We start from the raw sequence: 23011 nt of genomic DNA on the forward strand, positions 1-23011 counted from the left end.
TAATATTTGGGTGGAACCGTGACACGATTTGGCCGACGCGCAGTAATAGGGTTTTTGATGTTTGGCGTGGCAGAAGCCGCATTGGCGAATGCGCCTGCCAGATCATTGGTGCCCACGCGCAAACCTTCCGGCAAGTCTATCCCTGTGGCCAAGCCAGTGGTGAAGGGCGCAAGCGCTCTTATTCAAGAGGCGAATTTGGGCGGCAAAATAGGCTTCGTCGTCGCGGATGCGCGAACGGGCAAAGTATTGGAGCAGCACAACGGATCATCTTCGCTGCCCCCTGCGAGTGTGGCGAAGGCGCTGACGACATTGTTTGCGCTGGATAAACTGGGGGCTGCCAAGCGTTTCAAAACGCAACTGATCGCAACTGGCCCCGTTCGAAATGGCGTGCTCGCAGGTGATTTGGTGGTGAAAGGCGGAGGTGACCCGACGCTGAGCACGGATGACTTGGACGCTATGGCGGCCAAGTTGCGTGCCGCGGGGGTAACTTCGGTAAAGGGTAAAATGCGCGTGCATGGCGGGATGCCTGTGATCGCGCAGATCGACCGCGAACAGCCCGAGCACGTGGGATACAACCCTGCGGTGGCGGGGCTGAACCTGAATTTTAACCGTGTTTACATGGAATGGCGTCGCACGAGTAACGGCTACTCCGTCAAGATGGACGCGCGGTCAGACAGAATTCGTCCCGGCATCGGGTTTGCGAAAACGACAGTGGCCTCGCGTGACCTGCCGATTTTCAAATACTCGGGGCAGGGCGGCAAGGATAACTGGAGTGTGGCGCGCAAAGCTTTGGGGAAATCTGGCGGGCGCTGGTTACCGGTGCGCCGCCCCGAGATTTACACAGGTGATGTGTTGCAAACTGTGGCGCGCTCCCATGGGGTGAAGCTGCCATTTCCGGTGAAGTCCACGACGGCCCCGCGAGGCAAGGTTTTGGTCGAACACAGCAGCCCAGAAGTGCGCGTGATCGCGCGTGATATGTTGCGATTTTCGACCAATCTGACGGCGGAAGTCTTGGGGCTGCAGGCCAGCGGAGCAAGCAGCTTGAAGGCCTCTGCGCGCTCTATGAACAGCTATTTGAAGTCGAAATTCGGCTTGAAGAACGTTAAACTGGTAGACCATTCCGGCCTTGGGGACTCGTCCCAGATCAGCGCCCAAGAGATGGTGCAAACCCTTGTGGGGGCCGGATCAAACGGGCAGCTTCGGTCGATCCTGAAAACCATTGCGGTGCGAGATGACGACCACAAAGTGGTGCAAAACAGCGCAACCAAAGTCGTGGCCAAAACCGGCACGCTAAACTTTGTCAGTGCGCTTGCGGGATATATTCGAACGCCCGATGGTCGTGATTTGGCCTTTGCAATGTTCATGGCTGATGAGCCGCGCCGCAAGGCATTGAAAAAATCCGAGCGCGAGGCCCCGCGCGGATCGCGGTCTTGGAACGGGCGCGCCAAGAAACTGCAGTCGAAACTGATCAACCGTTGGGCGGCGCTGCACGGAAGCTGATCTAGCATTTGGTGCAGCGCAGAATGTTGACCTGAGGCAATGCACACAATAGGTAGCGACACTGCTGCGTCACATGGTGTGTCGCGGGACAAAACTGGATGTGCTCCGATGACGGAAATGCGTGACGCTGGAATGACTTCTAAAGCTTGGCCTTTTGTGGAGGCTCGGTCGTTACTCAAGCGTTACGAAAAGAGCGCTCCGGAAAAGGGTTACGTGCTGTTTGAGACGGGCTACGGTCCATCAGGTTTGCCGCACATCGGGACCTTTGGCGAAGTTGCACGCACCACAATGATCCGCCGCGCCTTTGAGGTGATTTCGGACATTCCGACACGGTTGGTTTGCTTTTCGGACGATGTGGACGGCATGCGTAAAGTGCCCAGCAATGTCCCGAACCCTGAAGGCCTTGAGCAATATCTGCAGATGCCATTGACCAAAGTGCCTGATCCCTTCGGCGAATATGAAAGCTTTGGCCATCACAACAACGCCATGTTGCGCCGGTTCCTAGATACCTTCGGGTTTGAGTATGAGTTCATCTCGGCGTCTGAGTTCTACGGGTCTGGCAAGTTCGACGACGTGCTGCTGCGTGCGGTCGAGCGGTATGACGACATCATGAAAGTGATGCTGAAAAGCCTGCGCGAAGAACGCCGCGGATCTTATTCTATCTTCCTGCCGATCCATCCTGAGACCGGTCGCGTGCTCTATGTGCCGATGAAGAATGTCGATGCGGCGAAGGGTGAAATCACCTTTGACGACGAAGAGGGCAAGGAATGGACGCTGCCTGTCACCGGTGGCAACGTGAAGTTGCAATGGAAGCCGGACTTCGGCGCACGCTGGGCGGCACTTGATGTAGACTTCGAGATGTATGGCAAGGACCATTCGACCAACACGCCGATCTATGACCGGATCTGCGAAATTCTTGGCGGACGCAAACCGGAGCATTTCTCATATGAGCTGTTCCTTGATGCGGATGGGCATAAAATATCCAAGACGTCAGGCAACGGGGTGTCGATCGACCAATGGCTGACCTATGCCTCGTCGGAATCGCTGTCGTACTTCATGTATTTAAAGCCGAAGACCGCCAAGCGGATGCATTTCGACGTGATCCCCAAAGCGATGGACGAATATCACCAACAGCTTCGCGCCTATGCGGGGCAAGATGCGGCGGCGCGGGCAAACAACCCCGTGTTCCACATTCATGGCGCGGATGTGCCAGAGAGCAAAATGGTTGTTCCCTTCTCGATGCTGTTGAACTTGGCCTCGGTCGCAAATGCCGAAGAAAAAGACCAGCTTTGGGGCTTTATTCAGCGGTATGCACCAGAGGCAACCGCCGAAACCCACGGCGACTTGGATCAAGCAGCAGGCTTTGCCGTGCGCTATTACAATGACTTCGTGAAGCCGCAAAAAGTGTTCCGCTTGGCCAGTGATCTGGAACGTGAAGCCTTGCTGGACCTACGCGGTCAATTGGCTGCATGGGACGGCGGCTTGGACGGCGACGCGCTGCAATCAGTCGTCTTTTCCTGTGGTCGGGAGCGGTTTGACCCGATGCGCAACTGGTTCAAAGCCCTCTATGAAGTGCTGCTAGGTGCCTCGCAGGGCCCTCGATTTGGCGGATTTATCGCGCTTTACGGCGTCGATGAAACAATCGCGTTGATCGATGATGCTTTGGCGGGAAAGCTGGTCGGTTGACCCCAGCGTACGGTGCTATTTAGCAGCGTCTTAACTATTTGAGGCTAAACCGCCCCCGTCAGGACGGCGTGTCCGGCATTCCAATTCCGAGTAGCTTTTTTCACCCTTTCTTAGGGGGCGCTCGGCTTGTGTCTGGCGTAGCGCTTTGTCTGACACGCCCGCTCCAACCAAGTTGAAAAGGGCTACCGATGAACAAAGCGATTACCGACGGGCTGGTGTTGACGCCGCCCCCATTTGCAAACGGTTTGGATGTATGGTCACGCGGGGATGGCACCCCCGGTACGGCCACCTATGATGGCTACGCGAGTGCGGCCTATGTCCCTGCAGATCAGGATTTCAGCGGGTGCCTTGAAATACTGAAAACTGAAAACACGCAGCGTTTGCGCTATATGGGCGAAACGCCGTTGCTGCCTGGGTGCTATTTGCAGATCAAGGTGCGCGTTAAAGCGATTTCCGGCAACCTGCCGACCGTTCGCATTGCGGCTTTCGCCGGAGGGGCTGGTGGTGCGGCGGTCAGTGGGGTGTCTACGCAAGGGCCAGCCACCACTTTGACCAGTTACGGTGACATCGTCGAAGTCACTGCGATCGTCGGCACCGGCGAACGCAACGGGGTAGACCTGTCGTGGGGAAGCGATGCGCTATATGGCCACTTCGGGATCGACCTGACCGGAGCGAATGGCGGCGTACTGCGCATCGATGATGTGCAAATCGAAGATGTGACCAGCGCTTTCTTGCGGTCTATGATGGATTGGGTCGACGTTAAGGATTTTGGCGCAATCGGGGATGGAACCACGGACAACACGGATGCCTTTGAAGCCGCTGATGCCGCTGCGAATGGTCGTGGTGTTTTGGTATCAGATGGCGTCTTTCATCTGGCGGGAAATGTTACGATCGAAAGCCGTGTTCGTTTCCAAGGCACTGTCACCATGCCTGATGACAAGTATTTGGCGTTGGCGCAAAACTTCGATTTCGATCACTACGCTGCGGCATTTGGGGATGAGGAACTGGCGTTTCGGAAGGCGTTTCAAGCTCTGCTAAAACAATCCAGCCATGACAGCCTTGATCTATGCGGTCGCTCCATCGGACTGCGAGGGCCAGTGGATATGCAGGCGGCGGTGCCCGACGTGTCGACCTTTACGACGAGACGCGTCATTCGCAATGGCCAATTGGATGCCATCAGCAACCCTGCGTGGGACGCAGGCACTGCGACGTCCAGCGGCACGTATTCCGTGTCTCAACCTTATCGCCTGAGTGGCGTGACCAATGTGGCAAACATTGAAGTTGGAAGTCTTGTTAGCGGAAATGGCGTGGGGCGCGAGGTTTACGTGACCAGTAAGAATGTCGGTGCGCAGACGTTGACCCTTAGCCAGCAATTGTATGATGCCGTTGGCACGCAAAACTATAGCTTCAAACGCTTTCGCTATATGTTGGATTTCAGTGGGTTTGAAAAACTGTCTCAGTTCAACATCGCCGACGTTGATCTAAAGGCCGACGGTTTGGCGAGTTGCGTGATGCTGCCGCCCGCTGGATTGATCTGGCACCTGCGCGATTGTTTCTTCAATGCGCCGCTGGACCGCGCAGTCACTTCGATTGGGCTGGCCTGCCAAGGGATGATGATCGACCGGTGTCAATTCATCTCGAACGAGCAAGCGGTCGTGGCTACGGCGCGGACCTCCATCGGGTTCAACATCAATGCCAATGATGCCAAAATCCGTGACAACCGCTGCATTCGCATGGGGGCATTCGCGGTTGTTCACGGGTCCGGGCACATGCTTCTGGGCAATCACTGGTTCCATGGGGACAACTTGACCGGCGCCCCCCGTGTCGCAGGGCTGATCCTGACCAAACCGTCGTCAAAGATCGTAATCAACGGCAACTATAGCGACAACAACTACATCGAATGGAACAATGAGCATGACGCATTGCCCAATTTTTCCAGCGAGTTGAGCTTTGGGGCATTGTCCATTGTCGGCAACATTTTCACGGCCATTGGCGCGACATCCTCCTTCCGGTTTATTGTGGTGAAACCGTATGGATCGGGACATTTCATTAACGGCCTGAATGTGTCGGGCAATACGTTCAAAGTGACGAACGGCAACATTGACCGTGTGGACAAGGTGGATGACAGCGTGGCGGAGCTGAACACAAGCCGGTTCCGAAACATTAACTGGACAGGCAACACCTATCACTCGATCAACCAATGGACGCAAAATCCGGTGATGTTGTCCTTCAGTGAGACCAGCCCAGCAGAGACGTGGACCTGCGACTTTTCAGAGTGGTTGCCGTTCGGTGGACGGGCCCGAAATGTGACGGATGTCACACCCGTGGGGGCACTCAGAAGCGCGAGTAATGTGAAGCAGTTTGTGACGCATTACACTGATCCCGAAGAAGGCGCAGACGGTGGCGCAGTCGATATTATTTGGGGGGCTGCGGTGAAAGGAAAAATCAATGTCACCGCACGTGTAGACAACCCATATTAGAGGTTAATGGCCCTACTCAGTTTTGGGTGGGGCCGCCTTTCCTGAGTTGCGGTAAAGCATCAAATCGGCTTTGCCTTTTACCAACCAGCTGACCGCAAAAGCCCATACTCCTATGCTTTCGAACCAGAACACCAAATTGTAGTTGAGCACTCGGCTTTTCATGTTTTCTGGACCCTGCACTTTGAACCATGAGCACGCGAAAACCAGCACGACCATTACCATAATAGTTACCCCGCAAATGCGGTATATCCGTTTGCGATATGGCTTGGCGTTCTTTGGAAACTTGTAAAGACAGAAGACTGCCAAACTCAGCAAAAATGTGAGTGCTTAGACATAGTGTAATACTGCGGTAGGGAAGATGCCAAAGACGGCTTGCGCAAAAGAGGTCACCTCCTGACCGCCTGGAACCTCGTTTGGGAAGAAGGCTACACCAAAAGCCGAAAGACCCGCGATTGTTGCTACTCGGTCATCGGATATCCATTCATTGCGTGACTTTGGATATCCTCTATAGGACACCAGAAAAACGCCGATGGCGCAAAGCGTTCCGACAAAAACATCTCGGAAGGTCGTGTGGTAGAAGTCGGAAATGGATGGCTCCACCTTTCCCAACTGCATGATGCCCCCGAAAATAAGCAGCAGCGGAAGCAGCATCCCCAAAAAGCCCAATGCGTTACGACCGCGTGAATAAGACAAGACCATTTCGTCGCGATGATGAGGGGGCATGGGTACTCAACTACTTTTACTATGTGCTGAGGACAGGCTAGTCGGGCAGCGCAGGAGTTGGCAAGGAAAAGACATTGCGGGGATTGACGTGGATCAAGGCGGGGTCATTGCCTTTGTGGTGATCTGGGAAGGAAACAAAGGAGGTGCAGACCATGTACTCAAGAATTCTTGTCCCTGTTGTCTTTGATCCCGACCATACTCCCGATGCAGCACTAGAGGTGGCCAAAGCCATTGCTGCCGATGACGCGCGGGTCACCATATTGCACGTTATCGAAGAGCTCCCCAGCTACGCGTCGCGATATGTATCCGGAGATTTCATCGAGAAAAGCCGTGATGCGGTGAAAACCCGATTGGATGAAATCGCGACTTTGGTTCCCGGTGGTGAATCAATGGTGGTTACAGGTCATTCCGCCCGTACAATTTTGGAATGGGCGGACACGCATGGGAATGACTGCATTATCGTGTCGTCGCATAAACCTGGTGTTCAGGATTACTTTCTTGGCGGTACGGCGGCGCGGATCGTGCGGTATGCCCAATGTGCAGTGCATGTGGTTCGGTAGGTCGAAGGGTAGCCGCCAGTTGTGTTTTTGCGATGTGCTGCTGTTTAACGCGCGACTGAAAATGCACCTCTGCTTTGGACAGGGCGTCCGTTGCCCGCGCGAACCACTGATGCAGCTCTGACGGTGAAACTTCTTTGCGCGCCAGTTCTGCGCGTTGGGCAAGTAGGACATGGCGCTTCAAATTGCGAAAACGGCGCAGCCAAAAAGCTGCCGCCTCTTCAGATTTGTCGCCAGTGTCGCGGGCCTGCCCGAGCTGTTTCCAAACTTGGGATATCAAAGCGCCGTGGCGTTGTGCGAGCGGGTCAAATTCGTGATGTTCCATTCTGCCAGCATGAATGGATTCGGTTTCTACTTCGTTAAGTTAACCACCACCTGCATTGACGACAGGCGCGCATGATGTGTTAGGCTTGCGCAGTGGAGGACCATCAGATGCCCAAGATTACAAAGCAATTACAATGCCAAACCGTGATCACCACCTTCGAGATGACACCAGGAACCTGTCAGGATTTACTCGATGAATTAACGACGGCTTACGCTGAATTCATCTCCAAGCAACCGGGGTTTATCGCGGCGGCGCTACATGTGAACGACGCGCAGACACGGATCGCCAACTATTCACAATGGGACCGCCGCGAGGATTTTCAGGCGATGCTGCGCACGGACGAGATGCGCAAACGCAACCGCGTGATCAGCGGGCTGTGCAAGAGCTTTGAGCCCGTGATGTATGATGTGGCGGAGGTGTTTTGAGGGGTGATGTTAGTTAGATATTGAGGTTTTGGTTATATTAGTGTATGAAGAACTTAAGGAGAACAAAATGAGTCAAAAAACTTACGATAAAGTGCTTGGATGGACGGTTTGGGTTGCCCCAGCTGTGTTGTGCTTGGCCGTTATCTTTAGCCTATTTTGAATGTTCCTGCTCTTGTACAAGGGCGTAAAATACAGCGCCTGCAAGTAATCCTAAATGGATGTTTCCCCAAAGCCCTTGTATCGCAGCGTACCCTCGAGCACTTGAGCTGGGTCTGAAGTCACCAAACCCCAGTGTAGAAAACGTGATTGCCGAAAAGTATAAGTTATCTAGGACGGTTCTAACGTCCATCGTATTTGCTGTCTTCTCGATGCCGAGACCATGATATAGAAACCCAAATACGGTGATGCTGTAAAATGCTGAAATCAAAATATCTAAAATTAAACGATGTTTATTCAATGTGAAGTTTCGATGATCAATGACGAGAACGGGTATTATTACCACGATCGTAAAGAATGCAATTGACCAAAGTATAAGGGTCCGCCGACCTAAATACTGTAGAGTTTCATCTTCGTTCCAGAAGCCAAATACTCCTAAGAGCAATATTATCGATGCAATAAGAAACGTAATTCGAGATAAAAAACGTCGAGAATTACTACCGTTTTCAGAGGAGGGTCTGAATCCACAAATCTTTTCAGCAATAAAAATTCTTATGTAGCTAAATATGCAACTCATGTGGTGGGTGTATCTTCACTATATGAAAATAGAATTGATACAACAAATTTGAGATGAAGAGAAGACTTGTTCAACGCCCCCGCTTCTTCACACCACCCCGTTGACCCGGCCTGCCAGCGGTTGAGCGGCCCGCGTTTTTCTTGCCGTCTTCCACGGCCTTCTCCACCGCGTATTGCCGCGCCAGAGGATCGTCGGAGATCACCAGATCGACGGTTTCCAAACGCTTTACCTCGTCGCGCAGGCGGGCGGCTTCTTCGAACTCTAGGTTCTCGGCGGCCTTGCGCATGTCATCGCGCAGACCGTCCAGTACGGCTTGCAGGTTGGCACCAGCGGGCGCGTCAATGGTGGCGGTGACGCGGTTCATATCGACGTCGCCTTTGTAGAGGCCCGCCAGAATGTCCTCGACGTTCTTCTTGACCGTCGCGGGGGTGATGCCGTGTTCCTCATTGTAAGCGATCTGCTTGGCGCGGCGGCGTTCGGTTTCCCCCATCGCGCGTTCCATTGAGCCGGTGATTTTGTCGGCATACATGATGACGCGACCTTCGGCGTTTCGCGCGGCGCGGCCGATGGTTTGGATGAGCGATGTCTCGGAGCGCAAGAAGCCCTCCTTATCCGCGTCAAGAATGGCGACGAGGCCACATTCGGGGATATCCAAGCCTTCGCGAAGAAGGTTGATCCCGATCAGCACGTCGAACACCCCAAGGCGTAAGTCGCGCAGGATTTCGATCCGTTCAATCGTGTCGATGTCGGAGTGCATGTAGCGAACTTTGATGCCATTCTCATGCAGGAATTCGGTCAAATCTTCGGCCATGCGTTTGGTTAACGTGGTGACCAAAGTGCGCATCCCATTGGCGTTGACGCGGCGGATTTCGTCCATGACATCATCAACTTGTGTCTCAACGGGGCGGATTTCAATGACGGGGTCCAGAAGGCCCGTGGGGCGAATGATCTGCTCCACAAAAACACCGCCTGCTTGCTCCAGCTCCCAATCCTTTGGCGTGGCGGACACGAAGACGGACTGCGGGCGCATGGCGTCCCATTCCTCGAACTTGAGGGGGCGGTTGTCCATGCAGGACGGCAGGCGGAAGCCGTGCTCTGCCAGCGTGAACTTGCGCCGGTAGTCGCCTTTGTACATACCGCCGATTTGCGGCACAGAGACGTGGGATTCATCGGCGAATACGATGGCGTTGTCGGGGATGAATTCGAACAGGGTGGGGGGCGGCTCACCTGGGGCGCGGCCCGTCAGATAGCGCGAGTAGTTCTCAATACCCGCGCAGACACCTGTGGCCTCCAGCATCTCCAAGTCAAAATTGACGCGCTGTTCCAGCCGCTGGGCCTCCAGCAATTTACCGTCGTTGGTGAGTTGGGGTAGCCGAATGGACAGCTCGTTTTTGATGCCTTTGATGGCCTGCTGCATCGTCGGGCGCGGGGTCACATAGTGCGAGTTGGCGTAGATGCGCACACGCTCGAACGTGTCGGTTTTTGTGCCGGTGAGCGGGTCAAATTCCGCGATGGATTCGAGCTCCTCGCCGAAGAAGGACAGCCGCCATGCGCGGTCATCAAGGTGGGCGGGCCAGACCTCTAGGCTATCCCCGCGCACGCGAAAGGTGCCGCGCTGAAACGCCTGATCGTTGCGCTTGTAGGCCTGTGCGATGAGGTCGGCCATGACCTTGCGCTGATCGTATTCTGCACCGATGTGCAGATCTTGGGTCATGGCGCCGTAGGTTTCCACCGAGCCGATACCGTAAATGCAAGACACGGAGGCCACGATGATCACATCGTCGCGTTCCAGCAGCGCGCGGGTGGCGGAGTGGCGCATGCGGTCGATCTGCTCGTTGATCTGCGATTCCTTCTCGATGAACGTGTCGGAGCGCGCGACATAGGCCTCGGGTTGATAGTAATCGTAGTAGCTGACGAAATACTCGACGGCATTGTCGGGAAAGAAGCCTTTGAATTCACCGTATAGCTGGGCGGCAAGCGTCTTGTTGGGGGCAAGGATGATCGCGGGGCGATTGGTTTCCTCAATAAGTTTAGCCATCGTAAAGGTTTTGCCGGTACCAGTGGCCCCGAGGAGGACTTGGTCTCGCTCTCCCGTGTTGATGCCTTCGGCAAGTTCTTTGATGGCAGTGGGTTGGTCCCCTGCGGGTTCAAATTCTGTCTCCAGACGGAACTTGATTCCGCCTTCTAACTTGTCGCGATTCTTCACGTCGGGGGCAGGGTTCGACAGGATCGGCTGCTGATCCGGCATCTGTTCGGGGGAGTTATTGTGCATGTCGCGCGATTCCTATGGTTGCCTCTAAGATGACCCTTTTTGAGGCCGCTTCAACCCGTGGTATTTTGTGCTCTTGCCATAGGGTGTCAGGACCGCGATATATAGGCAGAGTTTTTGGAGACGATCCCATGCGTGCACGCATTTACCAACCGACTAAGACCGCCATGCAATCCGGCACAGCCAAGACCAAGAATTGGGTGTTGGAATATGTGAACGATACAGGCCGCGATGTTGACCCGCTGATGGGCTGGACGTCTTCGGCAGACACGCAAGCGCAGGTGAAGCTTTCCTTTGATAGCAAGGAAGCCGCGTTGGATTACGCCAAGGATAACGGTATCGAGGCAACGGTAACGGATCCCAAAACACGCAAACCGGTGATCCGCCAAGGCGGCTACGGCGAGAACTTCGCGACCAACCGCCGTGGGGTTTGGACGCATTAAGTTTGTGTGAACCGGGGTAAAGTTGTCTCGGAATTCGGGGTAAAGATCCCGCGAAACTGATGAGACCCATTCAGGACAACAGATTTTGCGGCTGATAGAATGGTCTATCTAACTGCCATGACTACTTATGACTTCGCGTAATTTTCCTAAAGTTTATCAACACAACCAGGCGGGCAGCAGACGTGTGCTGCAAGTGCATCGCCTAGGGGGCTGACATACTAGAGCGGACGTACGAATTTCCTCGGAAAAATGACATCAGATGACCACTTGGTGCCGCGTAAACTTCTTTGAAGGCCTTACCTTCAAGCCGAACCTTGAAGTAAGAGCAGGGCTTTGTGTCGAGATCACAGGCATGCCTCGGCTGTTGCGTACGAGCGAGATCATCAGCTCCACCACCGCGCCGCCTTTTTGCTCCAGATCGAGGCGGGGACCAAACACGGCACCTTCGCCAGCCCAACTTTCGGCTCATGCTTTGGCTTGCGCAAACAATTTCCGGTAGCGCGGGCTGCCAGCGTCATGCAAGTTGCGGGCTTGTTCGACCCATTCGGGGGAGACAGTGCACAGCGCTTGCATGCACATCGGTGCGCCTTTGCGTTCACCCGCCAAGCACGAAATTGTGGGTTTTGAATGCGGCAAGTTAATCGCGTGGACTCCCGACCTTGGACCCATGCCAAATCGAAGTCCGCTTGTGCGTCTGCGCGAACGCGGGCTTGGCCTGTAAGGTTGGCTCCCGTTATTGGGCGATGGTTTTGATCTTGTTGACACGAACGGCTGCTTTGCACATGGGGCGGTGATAGCTGAAAGGGGCAGAGCTGTCACATCAATCGACAACCCGCTAGGCAATTCTCTCCAGCTTCGCCTTCGAGGTGCTTCGCTAATTGTCATGAATCAGAAGCACTGCGCACTCTTGGATCACCAGCTTGAGAACAAGGAGAATGTCGTTTGGAGTTGCATTACCTCACTATGATCTAGTGAAACTTCCATAAGTTGCATGCGAATTCGAAAAGATGTAATATGTAGTTTTAGATCAAAAGAAGAGACATTGCGTTTTTCAATACAAGATCTTCAGGATCTGGTCCCAGTATACAGCGACCCAAGGACCACAAAGATCACGCGACCCCAAGATCTTTGGGAGGCCTTTGAGCAGCCAAATTTGCAACTTTTTGCATGTATTGACGCGGCCAAGATGCCAAATATTTTGGAAGTTTTAGCCGCTGAAGGCATCCAGCACGCTTGTCTTTTTTCTGGAAAAGAAGCCGAGGACTATGGAGCTGTGGCTCCTTGGATTGCAGAAATCCCACCCAACGAGAGAATCTTGGATAAACTCTTTTCCGTCAATCCAGAGATGAGTGCGCTTTGGCAGTTTGATGGCGCGATCTTCTTCCAAAGCACTGCGAATTTCGATGGAATGCGGTCGCACTTGCGGCGCCTCACTAAGGTTCCGCGTGTAGATAACAAGAGTGTTTTCTTCCGTTTTTGGGATCCGCTTGTCGCACATTGGTATTTTTCAGAGATCGCCGATTGGCCGGATCGGCTTTCAAGTCTGCTCGTTTCGCGGCATGCCACGGTCAGCCGTATTATTGTGCCCCGGGGCACGACGAAAAGCGCGCGGATCTTTGATCTGTCCATGCCTGCAGGGCATATCCCTTCATCTCGAAGCCTTCGCCTAGAGGAGCGGGACCTCAAAATCCTAAGGGATCTGCAATGGTTTCGCCTAGAGCATGACCTATGTGCTTGGATGACGCGATTTGATCCGGTGCGGTTCCGCGGATTTGACCAGGCGCGCTTGGCTCGCATATCAAAGCATGCGATCCGCGAAGGGCGTGCATTTGGTCTACGTTATCAAGAAGAGTTTGCCTATTTGCTCTATGTGATGACCTTTCTCGGGGGATGGTTCCACCGAGCGCCACAATTTTCGTGTTTTTCGGAATTGTTCGCAGATCCAAGTGATGAACGTTTCACTAATTTGACACGGGAATTTCCTGATCGTCACAAGAAGTTCTTCGGGCATTTGGGCGATCCATCAGTGCAGATGAAACACCTTCAGTCATGGACAGAAAAAATCATCGCGGAAGCGGGCAGCTGGGACAAATTGGATGCGGGCCATCTCAACATGATGTCCACAGAAATCGCCCGACGGCTTGGATGGGGTGAGGAACAGTACCGAATAGTAGAGGCCGATGCGGCTGCATCAGCGCGAGACAGCGGCATTCTGGATGATCGCGGCATAAGACTGCATCACATCATCTGGATGACGCTTGGACCCTATTTTTTGCACGATCCACTTTACCCGTGGGCAGAGGAAAAGTATGTTGAAGCTTCAAAGAAACCCGACGCTATTTTTAAGGTCGCCTCTTACGGGCACCGTCGTTTGACTAGAACAATTTCTCTTCAAAGGTTTTTTGCAAATGCCTAAATCAGCCCTTGGCCCAGATGAGGCCTTACCCGGAGGACCACCACGAGGCAGTGTAGAAGGCACAGGACTGTGTTGCGCATGCCCCGCTACAGGGCGTGTGAACAGTGTCGGAGATACCAAGTATTTTTCTTGTGGTTATAATCCAGGTTGGAACATCAGAAATCGCGCACAGGTTGCGATAGCTCGAACCAACACTGGTGGAATTGTCACAATCAGTAAGACGTTTAGCTTGGCTTATTCAAATGGTGCGACGAGTGCGGCAAATGCAGCAGTAATCACTTCGGCTTTGACATCTGCTATGGGGTCTTGGACCTCGGCTGCCAGCGGATGGCGCGTACAGATTACGCAACCCGGATGTGATGTCCAAAAGCTGCGGTTAGTCTTTTCGTCGACTATCACAAGTGGCTCGGCGAATGTTGCGGTCACAGTGGACAACAAGACCCCAGCAACTTTGCCGGATGGGACAACAGAGCAACTGCGCTCCTACGTTAGAGGAGGCACGGAAATGAACTTCTTCGTTCAAGGCCCCAGCAGCATCAGCTGGACCATGATACACGAGGTTGGTCACACGTTAGGGCTGCCGGATGAGTATACGTATAATCGATCTGCAGCCAGTCCGGCACCTACATGCACCTATAAGGGCGCAGACAATCCCGACAAGAGCATCACTTTGTCAGCGTCCAGAATACCCCCAGCGGCGGTAGGCCAGCATTCTTTCGACAATGCCTCCGTGATGGGGGAAAGTGGCAATACAAACTACCCTGACAACCTGTTCTATTGGGTTGCGATCGAGGTGAAGAAAATTTTGGCGGATGAGGGAGTGAGTGCTGATGTTAAGATTGTGGCTCGCTAGCCTGACACTATTTGGGCTGACGGCCCTAACCGCCTGCATGACAGAGGAAAGAGATATGACCGAGAATGCGTGCAAAATGGAGATTGAACTCCTTGAAAAGCGGCAAAGCGGGCAATTCGATGTCGAAATTATTGGATCTCCCGTTCTTTGCCTTGAAGCGATAGGTGATGCGAATCTCGCGCCGTTCACTGCGACAGCACGGATCACAAACCGTGGTGCAGAAAAAGTCACAGTCCATTATCGTCGCGGTGTATCCAGCGCGTTCCAATCAGTGTCCTACTGGCCATCAGATCGTCCCGATAAAGCGATCGCCTTCAACGAATGTTGTGGGGATACGCAAAGCGGCAGCAACGAGCAGAAGTCTTTAGCACAAGGCGAAGCCCTTTTGATCAGCAGTTGGACTAGACATCACAACGGCATCTGGTCCCAGATGCTGCCTGCGTTAAACGCACAGCCTCTTGGTCTACCTCGAGACTACATCGTGCGTTTTTCGCTTTCAATCACCTACGACGCTAAGCCAAAGCCCGTCACGCTTGTTGAAGACTTCGAGGTCATGTTTCGCGCGGTTCCAAACTGACCAGCGTCCTAGCGAGGTATCTCTTTCCTGAATATCTCCTCAACCAGCCGTAAACGTTGATTCCTCGCCGAATTCCGTGCGGTTGACTGGATAAGAATTAGTACCCTAAAGCCCTCGATCAAAAGCTTTGTGGCCTCTTCTCCTCAAGGAGCGTCGTTGCTTTCTAGCGCCATTTGTCACGATCATCTTTCAAATCTGTGACTTGATAATCTAGGTTGGCCAAGTGTTGCTGTGATGCATTGAGAAGTATTTCTAACATCCTCGACGTGGCTTGAGTCGCCGGTGTTTACACGAAAGTCGAATCCAAGTTGCGCGCAGCAGACGCTTGGGAAATCACACGGCATTGTTTTTGGTTGGTGGGCAACAAGGCACTCGTGATCGACGAGTGCCATCACACTCTTCGATCAGGCACTGGCCGCGACATTCCCGCGGCAATTCAGGCACTGAAAAACATGGTACAGTCTGAGCAAGGTGTGGCTCTCGTCATCGCCGGGGTGCCTGGCCTGAAGGATGCGATCCTTTCTGAGGCTACGGGCGAAACCATCCGCCGGTTCAATGAGCTCCCGCTCTCAAGAATCTTTCCGAACACGCGAGGCGCGGCAGCGATTAATGCCGTTTTGAGGCAGCTAAAGCCGTACCAATGATCGAGGCTTTAAAACCTGTTGTTCGGTTTCAGGGCATTCCTGATTAAATTGGCGCTACTAAAGGTCAGCTCGAGGCGCTGTACCAGATGGATATCGTGAAGCCATTCGTTTCTCGGACGAGTAGGGGTTCAGTTCGAAGCGTCGCCTTCTCGCAACAACATCTTGATGAATTTTTGCAGGCATTGCAGGAATTGCCGCTTCTTGCACATGACGTTGAAGGCGATTTCTACCCAATCGCCTATGCTTGTCAGTGTGGTGTTGGGCTGTTCGAAGATGCTTTCATCGACCTTCAAGCTGACAGTATCTGCGGATGCCGCCATCCTGACAAAGCCGGCATTGGCGCTGTCTAAGTTGATGTAAGTTTGCTGTCACCCGCCGTAAAAATAGCGGGTGACATGGAAAAACACTGGGGCTGCAAAAACCACAGAGTCGAGTTGATCCACAAAGCCCCCCTGGCCGGGAATAAGATGGCCCCAATTCTTGATGCCGCGGTCGGATTTGATCGCCGCCAAGACCAGTGACCCACCAACTCCGACCAAGTAAGCCACGACCGCCATCGCCATAGATGCAAGCGGAGAGAACGGCGTCATCCAAGTGAGCAACAGCCCCAAACCGGCAGCAAAGGCCGCGCCGCAGGCGATGCCTTCACGGGTTTTGGGGGACACGGCGGGGGCCACTTTGCGTTTGCCGAGATTGCGTCCGGCGAAATACTCCATCAAGTCCCCCATCTGAATGACGAACACCAAATAAGCGATGAGCAAAGGCGCGCGGTCGCCGTACTCTGGAATATCAAGTGTAACGAGGGCAGGGATGTGGCTGGCGCAGAACACGCATATCATCAGGCCCCATTGGGTTTCCGAAATGCGTGCGAGGAAATTTTTATCGGCCCCGTCGCCCCCGCGCAGCACGCTCAAGATTGGCAGAAACAAGAAGGCGTAGACGGGGATCAGGATAGAAAACAGCCCGACTTCGCCCCACCAAATGAACACATACTGCAGTGGCAAGGCCAGATAGAAGCTGGCGATCAAGGACCAGTGATCCGCGTTGGTTTTGGTGGTCAGCGTCAAAAATTCACGTAGTGCCGCGAGGGAGCAAAAGGCGAAAAGCAGGATGATGCCAACCGGTCCGATCAGCAGCGCCATGGAGAATAAGAACACCATACCCCACCAGCTGTGCACGCGGGTAAGATAGGTTTCCACCGTTAGGTTTGCTTTGGTCTTGTGAAGGCGGGCTTGCAGGACTTCACCGATAAGCGTGGCAATGATGAGCAGCCCGCAACAGGCGGCAAACAAGAAGAGTAGATCAGAACTGGTTTGCGTCATCTCCATCAGACGTTCCCCCGTGTTGGGATCAGCTCTAGCAAAGCACCCGAGGCGCGGGAGAGGAAGGCGTCCTTGTCTTCGCTGGGTTGAACATGAAGCGGCGCGCCGAAGGTGACGGTGCAGGCCAAGGGCACTGGGATGACTTCACCCGTCGGCATGATGTGGGAAATATTGTCGATCCAGCAGGGGACCAAATCAACCTCTGGGCGTTGCTGGGCTAGGTTGTACAGCCCCGCTTTGAAGGGCATCAATGGGTCGTCGGACCGGTTGCGACCACCTTCAGGGAAGATGATGATCGACGATCCCTCATCCAACGCCTCGACAATTTTTGCGATGGGGTCATCGGTGCGATGCTCGGCGCGGCGGTCGATTAAGACGCCGTGAAAGACGTCGCGACCGATGAAGGCGCGGAGTTTGTTTTTCAGCCAGTAATCGGCTGCAGCGACCGCGCGGGTATTGCGCCGGATGGCGGCGGGCAGCACGGTCCAAATCAACGGCAGATCGGCATTGGACGAATGATTGGCGTAATAGATGCGTTGACGCGCTATCGGTTCTATCCCACGCCAATCCGCCCGCGCAGCGGTGATGAATTGACCAACGAAGATTAGAAGTTGTCCGACGATGGAGGCTGCGAAACGGCGCATTGATATCTCTTTTATTAGGTCCCCCCAAGGGACAGGTTTTATGCGGCTTAATCAAGAAAAACCGCGCCCTCGGGGAGGAGGACGCGGCAACCTGCATGAAGGTGGGGATTAAGCAGCCTTGTCGACTGTCACAAAGTCCTCCAGCAGTTTCTCGTTTTGGGCGCGTTCGATCTGTTGGATGCGATCTTCATTGAGGCGCTCGTCAAAGCGGTATTTCACGAAGTTCACCAAGCTAAGGCACAACATCAGCACCCCGATACCCCAGAACCCTTTGGTCGACAGTGGCACGTCAGGAGACATGTAGAGCGAGAGGGCCAACATCCCTAGGGCGATGAAAACACCTGCAAGGTTCACCATCATGATCAAACTATTGTCGGATTTGATTGCGTTGTTCATTGTTTCGTTCCTTGTCTAAATCTTTGTGTGAATTGGTAAGTTATTTGGATTTCAGGCGCTTCAGGACATCCGCCCCAGTGGCCCGTGTGGCGGTGCCGTATCCCGCATCCGACAGGCGATCCGCGAGGGTGTCATGGCTTAGGTCGCGGTCAATATCGGCGAGGATTTCGGCCTGCTCGAACGGGTCATCCTTTTTCATGACACCCGCGATAAGTTCTTCTGCTTCGGCCACACTGGATTGCCCTTGAAGGGTGGTGTTCAGCTTGGCCTGTACATTTTGCTCGTAGCGGACAGCTTTGGCGGTGATCGCCCCTTGCTTCAGGTCGATGATGCGGCGGTTGCCGGTCTCGATGCTTTGGCGCAGGCGCATGATCCGCTGATCAAGGCGATCTAGCGTTTGGCGACGTCCTTCCAGCTCATTCTCTAGCTGTGCAATCGCGTTCGCGGCTTCCGTTGCCATTGCTTCATTGCCATCATCTAGCGCCTTGGTGGCGCGGTCCGTCAGGTCGGCAATGCGGGTTTCAATGGCCTTAACCTGACGGTCTTCGCCGCGGTGGCGTTGGATCAGGCTGGCCAGCGTTGCCTTCGCAGCAGTCAGGCTGTTGGTGGCTTCGCGGATTTTCTGTTCGATCAATTCGATGGCGTAGACGTCGCGGACCTTTTCTTCGGCACGGGCGTTTGCTCCGGTCATCAGGGTCTTCAAAGTCAAAAACATCTTGGTCTCTCCTACATGGGGGCGTTTCGTGAACGCCGTTCATGAATTCAAGATACCGTTTTCTGAACGTCGTTCAAGAAATAAATTGAACGTCGTTCATTTTTTTGAGGGAGTAGAGGTTAAGTGACTGAAAACAAGCGTAATCATGTGCTCAAGCCTATCGATGGGAACGCCGGAAATGCGTTTTTCAAGCCCCAAAAGAACGATTCCATGCACGGAAGAGAACAATCCGCGGGTCATCAGGGACACATCTTCTTCGGACATTTCGGGAAAGATTCGCACCAAAGGATCAGCGATCAGGGCGAAGACCTTTTGCAACTCTTCAAGATACCAAGCTGGGACGACTTCCTCTGTAGATACTTCCAAATCGAACAAAGTGCGCCACGCGGCTGTGTTGTCACGCGCGAAGTGAAGATAGGCGTGCGACATGGCGATCATAGTTTTGACAGGGTGGCCCGGCGGCTCTGCTGCGACGGCCGCGGACACTTGTTTTCCGACGCGCTTAAATGTGCGGGCGTTCACGGCCATGATAAGGTCGTTCATATCACCAAAGACATTGTAGATCGCGCCGACTGCGCATCCGGCCTCCTTTGCCAAGTCGCGTGCGCGAACTTCGGCAATGCCGCCGGTTTTGATCCGTTCCTCTGCGATGTCGATAAGTTTAGCTCGCAGGTCGTCTCGTTTTTTTTGAACTTTGCCCGCCATTCCGGCCTCCTTGAACTACGTTCACAATTAACCAATGTGTTTCAAGAAGCAAAGCCCTTGCGTTTCGGCCCAAGCTTTCGCAATAAGCAGGTAGCGGTCCCGTAGCTCAACTGGATAGAGCATCTGCCTTCTAAGCAGAGGGTTGGGGGTTCGAGTCCTCCCGGGATCGCCAAATCTCATTCTAGATATCGTGCAAACGCGTTGGATCGCCCGTGGCCCATAGGCGTCCGAGGTGGCCCAAGAACAAGCTGGCCGATCATAAAGCTGATCGAGAAGACACGCAGGCGATGCTGACCACATCAATGCTGGCACCAAATTCTATCGCGCTTGGTATTCGTGTGTCTTGATTACTTTGCTACATGGTGAAATGTTAGCGATATAGCGAATCAAAACAGGAAACGTGCAATGACCCCAGCCCAAAAAACAACTCTCGATCAGTTTTATGCCGGTGCGACAGCTCAGGATGCTTCTATGATCCGTCCGCTTTTGACCGATGATTTTACCTTCAAAGCCCCGATGATGAATTTCGATGAGCCCGACGCCTATATCGCGCATCTGATTGGGTTTTGCGGCCATGTGAAGGATTCCCGCCATATTGCGCAGGGTGAGAATGTCGTTCATGTTTTCACACTCGTGGCCCAGATGCCGGACGGGGAGAAGGAAATGGAGATGTGCGATATATTCACCTTCAAGGGTGATAAGATTTTGCGTCAGGAGCTTTATACAGACTCCAAGCAGTTCCCTGAAGAAGCGGCCTAATTCAACCCGCGTAGAATTCACAATCCCGCAGATAAAGAGAGCATAGATGCAACAGATAACTCCAGAGCTGGTACGCACTTTTTCAGCCCTTAGCGATCCGGTGCGAATGGCAACGCTCGCTCGGCTGGCGGACGGTCCGGCGACGGTAGGCGAATTGGCAGAACCATTCGCTTTGTCCGCAGCCGGATTTTCCAAGCATCTGTCGATCCTTCAATCTGCGGGACTGGTTTCAAAGGAACTCGACGGTCGCAAGCATATATGCAGCTTGCAGGTCGCCCCCTTACAGGCGGCTTTCGATTGGCTGTCCTTCTATCGGCAGTTTTGGTCAAGCAATCTGGATCAGCTGGAAGATTTCCTTGTGAAGAGCACGACGAAGGACAAAGAAAAGAAGTCTGATATATGACAACCACCCACAGCGTCTTGCAAACACGCCTCTTGAACGCATCTCCGGAGGATGTTTGGGATGCGTGGATCCTGCCCGAACTCATGAAACAATGGTTTTGCCCCTTGGGCATGAAAGCCATCGAAGCGGAGGTTGATCTGGTCGTCGGCGGCACGTTTCGTATCATCATGGATGCCAGCGACGCTCAAATGCGTCCTCCACCGGCGATGGGAAATTTTCTCACGGCCTATGGCACTTATCAAAGGATTGAACGTCCGCACGAATTGGTCTTTTCATGGGCTTGGGAAGGTCGGGATGAAACCAGTCGCGTTACCGTCACGCTTGTGCCCAAAGGGGAGAAGACGCTGCTGGTGTTGGAGCATGATGGCTTGATAGATGAGGCCAGCCGTATTTTCCATGAAGATGGATGGACGCCGACCTTGGAGAACCTGTCGCAGCATCTGAATGCGCAACAGGCCTGAACATCCACCCCATGAGAACACTTGCCATCTACGCCCACACGAAAATAGGGTTCGAAAGAAGTCAGGCGCGGCACTCTTCGGAATTGCCCTTAGTCTTGGTTGCCTTCGCTTCACATCATCACCTTAGGCGGATTGCATAGGAGCAGTCCTTTGTGTTTTGGCGCGGTGGTATGCGCAGCATGAAGCCATCGAAGAGAAAGGTTCTATTCCGTATTCACTTCAGCTGCGCACGCAGAGTTCGACCTATGGAAGCCGTGTGGACAGGCTGGCGCAATCCACGTCTGTTTTGCGCGCACCTAGTACATCCGCCAATAAGGACCGGCCTGGGTTGATGACAAATCCGGTGTCCGCCGAAAGGCCCTTCGCGAGATGCAAATCTGCCGCCTTGTCTGCGGGATCGGATGCAACATGCACCATGTCGCTGACAAGGTCTTTCCCTGCCAATAGGTCACGGATGACGTCCGGAGCGGTAACGACAATTTGGATGGATTTCGATTTTCCGAAGTCGATACTTCGGCCCGAAAAATCGCCCGCTACAAACCGGACGGGCATCGATCGGCATTGGCCATCGATCCGAAACGAGGCCGTGCCTTTGCCGACAAGACCGCGCAACATCAGCAGGTTCCCTTCTTTTGGATGGGGAACGTCGATCACCGCGATGTCCCTTTTCGGAACGACGACCGTGTCAGCTTTCGCGGCTTCGATTGTTGCAGTGGTGAAAAGTATCAGACTAATTGCCAGCCCAATGGCGGTCAGCTGATGTCTTGTGTGTTTGATCTTCATGATGTTTCCTTTCTTGATCGCGCCCAATGCAACTGGGCTCTGGTGTCAAGAAAGGCGAAAGGTCGGTGGTCTTCGCCCTGATTTACGAATCCGAACGTTTGAGATCGCGATTGAGAACATTGTCGTCAAAGCCATCATGCTGCCTATAGGTGGACGGGGTTTGGCCGGTCAGGCGACGAAACTCTGTGTTGAAACTCGACTTACTTTGGAAACCGGATTCCAACATGATGTCGGTCACAGGCCGATCCGTTGTTTTCAATAGCAGGGCTGCATAGCTCACACGAAAGCGGTTAATGTACCGCGAAACATTCTCCTTATGGATGAGATTGATCGCCTTCGAAACACTCCTTGCCGGGCAGTGAAGCCGCCGACCGAGTCGCGCAAGCGTCAGGTCTGGGTCTGTGAATATTTGATTGTCGCGCATCAGATGGTCGAGCCTGCGCAGCAGTTCATGGTCCTCTTCTGACGGCTGCTGTTCAGGGGCCTCTCCTGAAATGCTATGCGACTGTGCGCCAAGAAATAAGGGCACACCGATGAGAGCGCACAGCATAACAATAACAACTACGACCCCAGATGCGCCTGTCAGAAGGTGAATTACCCCTGCGTTTCCCGCCGACAGCATCGCAAGAAGTATCGTTATGTCCGCGGCGACAATCAGCGCCATGAACAGAAGTGCAAAAAGCAACGCAATCCGAGTTGTGCGAAACCTATGTGGCGCAACCTGAACAAATGCGTCTTGTGGCTGGCGCAGCATTGCCGCGAGCAATACGACAAAAACAGCATTTTCCGTGATCACGACCACATCTGCGGACCAAGCTGATGGCACGAAAAGGGCAAGTTCCAAGGCCAATAGACCAACGGAAACAAGCATTAGTTTTTGACGTGAAGGGGTCCCAGTCGGTGACGCAAGAGATTGAAATCCAAGCCAGAGACATGGGGCCATCAAAATGGCCAAGTGCGGCTGTAAGCTGCCTAGCACGCCAATTCCATACTCCGATCTCAGGCCGACAAAACACGCGACCACAGCAATAAGTCCCAGCCCAAGGCCAAAAAAGACGCGTGCTGCTGAAGGCAGCTGAGGCTTGCTTACGACTGCCGCTGCGATGAACACCGCTAGAATTGATAAAAGCCATGACGTTGGAACAGTGGTCAAAGTGGCAGTCCTCATTCAGCTATTTAGGCGCAAGATAGG

At 53.6% G+C, this 23011-nt stretch carries 24 protein-coding genes, 1 tRNA gene and 1 pseudogene; 16 read left to right on the forward strand and 10 right to left on the reverse strand.

Annotation, left to right across the window (positions count from 1 at the left end; genetic code table 11):
• Positions 1–18 precede the first annotated feature (18 nt).
• From dacB to Q0746_RS11040, 3 genes are all read left to right on the forward strand, one after another.
• Positions 19–1500, forward strand: a complete 1482-nt coding sequence (dacB, locus tag Q0746_RS11030) for a D-alanyl-D-alanine carboxypeptidase/D-alanyl-D-alanine-endopeptidase (protein WP_298260201.1) — start codon at positions 19–21, stop codon at positions 1498–1500.
• 108 nt (positions 1501–1608) lie between these two features.
• On the forward strand, positions 1609–3186 hold the full coding sequence (locus tag Q0746_RS11035; RefSeq protein ID WP_298260203.1) for a lysine--tRNA ligase: 1578 nt from the start codon (positions 1609–1611) through the stop codon (positions 3184–3186).
• A 188-nt stretch (positions 3187–3374) separates the two neighbouring features.
• Positions 3375–5666 (forward strand): glycosyl hydrolase family 28-related protein, encoded by a 2292-nt coding sequence (locus Q0746_RS11040; RefSeq protein ID WP_298260205.1) that lies wholly within the window; start codon positions 3375–3377, stop codon positions 5664–5666.
• A 327-nt stretch (positions 5667–5993) separates the two neighbouring features.
• On the opposite strand, the gene Q0746_RS11045 is transcribed toward Q0746_RS11040, so the two are convergent.
• Positions 5994–6389: a hypothetical protein gene (locus tag Q0746_RS11045; protein ID WP_298260207.1), complete on the reverse strand. Its 396-nt coding sequence runs from the start codon at positions 6387–6389 to the stop codon at positions 5994–5996.
• A 152-nt stretch (positions 6390–6541) separates the two neighbouring features.
• Between Q0746_RS11045 and Q0746_RS11050 the strand changes: the two genes are divergently transcribed.
• The 3 genes from Q0746_RS11050 to Q0746_RS11060 all read left to right on the forward strand — a co-directional run bounded on the left by Q0746_RS11050 (position 6542) and on the right by Q0746_RS11060 (position 7696).
• On the forward strand, positions 6542–6949 hold the full coding sequence (locus Q0746_RS11050; protein ID WP_298260209.1) for a universal stress protein: 408 nt from the start codon (positions 6542–6544) through the stop codon (positions 6947–6949).
• Between the two features lie 169 nt (positions 6950–7118).
• Positions 7119–7346, forward strand: coding sequence for a hypothetical protein (locus Q0746_RS11055; RefSeq protein WP_298260211.1), 228 nt, complete (start codon positions 7119–7121; stop codon positions 7344–7346).
• A gap of 32 nt (positions 7347–7378) precedes the next feature.
• Positions 7379–7696 carry an antibiotic biosynthesis monooxygenase family protein gene (locus Q0746_RS11060; RefSeq protein WP_298260213.1) on the forward strand — a complete coding sequence of 106 codons (318 nt, stop codon included), beginning with the start codon at positions 7379–7381 and terminating at the stop codon, positions 7694–7696.
• Between the two features lie 151 nt (positions 7697–7847).
• Here Q0746_RS11060 and Q0746_RS11065 read toward each other — a convergent pair whose 3' ends face one another.
• Both Q0746_RS11065 and uvrB read right to left on the reverse strand, forming a co-directional pair.
• Entirely contained in the window at positions 7848–8429 is a 582-nt protein-coding gene (locus tag Q0746_RS11065) for an ion channel (protein ID WP_298260215.1), read from the reverse strand.
• A gap of 70 nt (positions 8430–8499) precedes the next feature.
• A complete protein-coding gene (gene uvrB / locus Q0746_RS11070) occupies positions 8500–10701 on the reverse strand; it encodes an excinuclease ABC subunit UvrB (protein ID WP_298260217.1) in 2202 nt (733 codons plus the stop codon).
• Between the two features lie 128 nt (positions 10702–10829).
• Here uvrB and Q0746_RS11075 point away from each other — a divergent pair, with 128 nt between their 5' ends.
• The 6 genes and pseudogenes from Q0746_RS11075 to Q0746_RS11095 all read left to right on the forward strand — a co-directional run bounded on the left by Q0746_RS11075 (position 10830) and on the right by Q0746_RS11095 (position 15981).
• Positions 10830–11141 carry an ETC complex I subunit gene (locus Q0746_RS11075; protein ID WP_298260219.1) on the forward strand — a complete coding sequence of 104 codons (312 nt, stop codon included), beginning with the start codon at positions 10830–10832 and terminating at the stop codon, positions 11139–11141.
• Between the two features lie 1153 nt (positions 11142–12294).
• Positions 12295–13557, forward strand: a complete 1263-nt coding sequence (locus tag Q0746_RS11080) for a DUF4123 domain-containing protein (protein ID WP_298260221.1) — start codon at positions 12295–12297, stop codon at positions 13555–13557.
• A gap of 229 nt (positions 13558–13786) precedes the next feature.
• The gene (locus tag Q0746_RS11085) at positions 13787–14410 is read left to right on the forward strand and encodes a hypothetical protein (RefSeq protein WP_298260223.1); all 624 of its coding nucleotides are present in this window, start codon (positions 13787–13789) and stop codon (positions 14408–14410) included.
• Positions 14411–14465: 55 nt separating this feature from the next.
• Positions 14466–14987: a hypothetical protein gene (locus tag Q0746_RS11090; protein WP_298260225.1), complete on the forward strand. Its 522-nt coding sequence runs from the start codon at positions 14466–14468 to the stop codon at positions 14985–14987.
• 302 nt (positions 14988–15289) lie between these two features.
• A pseudogene (locus tag Q0746_RS16730) lies at positions 15290–15631 on the forward strand (TniB family NTP-binding protein); the annotation flags it as partial.
• Between the two features lie 86 nt (positions 15632–15717).
• Positions 15718–15981 carry a hypothetical protein gene (locus Q0746_RS11095; RefSeq protein WP_298260227.1) on the forward strand — a complete coding sequence of 88 codons (264 nt, stop codon included), beginning with the start codon at positions 15718–15720 and terminating at the stop codon, positions 15979–15981.
• 18 nt (positions 15982–15999) lie between these two features.
• On the opposite strand, the gene Q0746_RS11100 is transcribed toward Q0746_RS11095, so the two are convergent.
• The 5 genes from Q0746_RS11100 to Q0746_RS11120 all read right to left on the reverse strand — a co-directional run bounded on the left by Q0746_RS11100 (position 16000) and on the right by Q0746_RS11120 (position 19413).
• Positions 16000–16959, reverse strand: a complete 960-nt coding sequence (locus tag Q0746_RS11100; protein WP_363322758.1) for a phosphatidate cytidylyltransferase — start codon at positions 16957–16959, stop codon at positions 16000–16002.
• Positions 16959–17597, reverse strand: coding sequence for a lysophospholipid acyltransferase family protein (locus Q0746_RS11105; RefSeq protein ID WP_298260228.1), 639 nt, complete (start codon positions 17595–17597; stop codon positions 16959–16961). The genes Q0746_RS11100 and Q0746_RS11105 overlap by 1 nt, the downstream gene beginning before the upstream one ends.
• Before the next feature lie 108 nt (positions 17598–17705).
• Entirely contained in the window at positions 17706–17993 is a 288-nt protein-coding gene (locus tag Q0746_RS11110; protein ID WP_298260230.1) for a hypothetical protein, read from the reverse strand.
• Positions 17994–18033: 40 nt separating this feature from the next.
• Positions 18034–18708, reverse strand: a complete 675-nt coding sequence (locus Q0746_RS11115; RefSeq protein ID WP_298260232.1) for a PspA/IM30 family protein — start codon at positions 18706–18708, stop codon at positions 18034–18036.
• Positions 18709–18804: 96 nt separating this feature from the next.
• Entirely contained in the window at positions 18805–19413 is a 609-nt protein-coding gene (locus Q0746_RS11120) for a TetR/AcrR family transcriptional regulator (RefSeq protein ID WP_298260234.1), read from the reverse strand.
• A 95-nt stretch (positions 19414–19508) separates the two neighbouring features.
• Between Q0746_RS11120 and Q0746_RS11125 the strand changes: the two genes are divergently transcribed.
• The 4 genes from Q0746_RS11125 (at position 19509) to Q0746_RS11140 (ending at position 21036) form a co-directional block, all read left to right on the forward strand.
• Positions 19509–19585, forward strand: a tRNA-Arg gene (locus tag Q0746_RS11125).
• Between the two features lie 233 nt (positions 19586–19818).
• Positions 19819–20172, forward strand: coding sequence for a nuclear transport factor 2 family protein (locus Q0746_RS11130; protein ID WP_298260235.1), 354 nt, complete (start codon positions 19819–19821; stop codon positions 20170–20172).
• Between the two features lie 46 nt (positions 20173–20218).
• A complete protein-coding gene (locus tag Q0746_RS11135; RefSeq protein WP_298260237.1) occupies positions 20219–20575 on the forward strand; it encodes a metalloregulator ArsR/SmtB family transcription factor in 357 nt (118 codons plus the stop codon).
• Positions 20572–21036 (forward strand): SRPBCC domain-containing protein, encoded by a 465-nt coding sequence (locus tag Q0746_RS11140; RefSeq protein ID WP_298260239.1) that lies wholly within the window; start codon positions 20572–20574, stop codon positions 21034–21036. The genes Q0746_RS11135 and Q0746_RS11140 overlap by 4 nt, the downstream gene beginning before the upstream one ends.
• A 243-nt stretch (positions 21037–21279) precedes the next feature.
• On the opposite strand, the gene Q0746_RS11145 is transcribed toward Q0746_RS11140, so the two are convergent.
• Both Q0746_RS11145 and Q0746_RS11150 read right to left on the reverse strand, forming a co-directional pair.
• The gene (locus Q0746_RS11145) at positions 21280–21819 is read right to left on the reverse strand and encodes a hypothetical protein (RefSeq protein ID WP_298260241.1); all 540 of its coding nucleotides are present in this window, start codon (positions 21817–21819) and stop codon (positions 21280–21282) included.
• An 82-nt stretch (positions 21820–21901) separates the two neighbouring features.
• Positions 21902–22690 (reverse strand): AraC family transcriptional regulator, encoded by a 789-nt coding sequence (locus Q0746_RS11150; protein WP_298260243.1) that lies wholly within the window; start codon positions 22688–22690, stop codon positions 21902–21904.
• Between the last annotated feature and the right edge of the window lie 321 nt (positions 22691–23011).

Origin of the sequence: uncultured Litoreibacter sp. (assembly GCF_947487515.1) — a bacterium.
In the GTDB taxonomy this organism is placed as follows: Bacteria; Pseudomonadota; Alphaproteobacteria; order Rhodobacterales; family Rhodobacteraceae; genus Litoreibacter.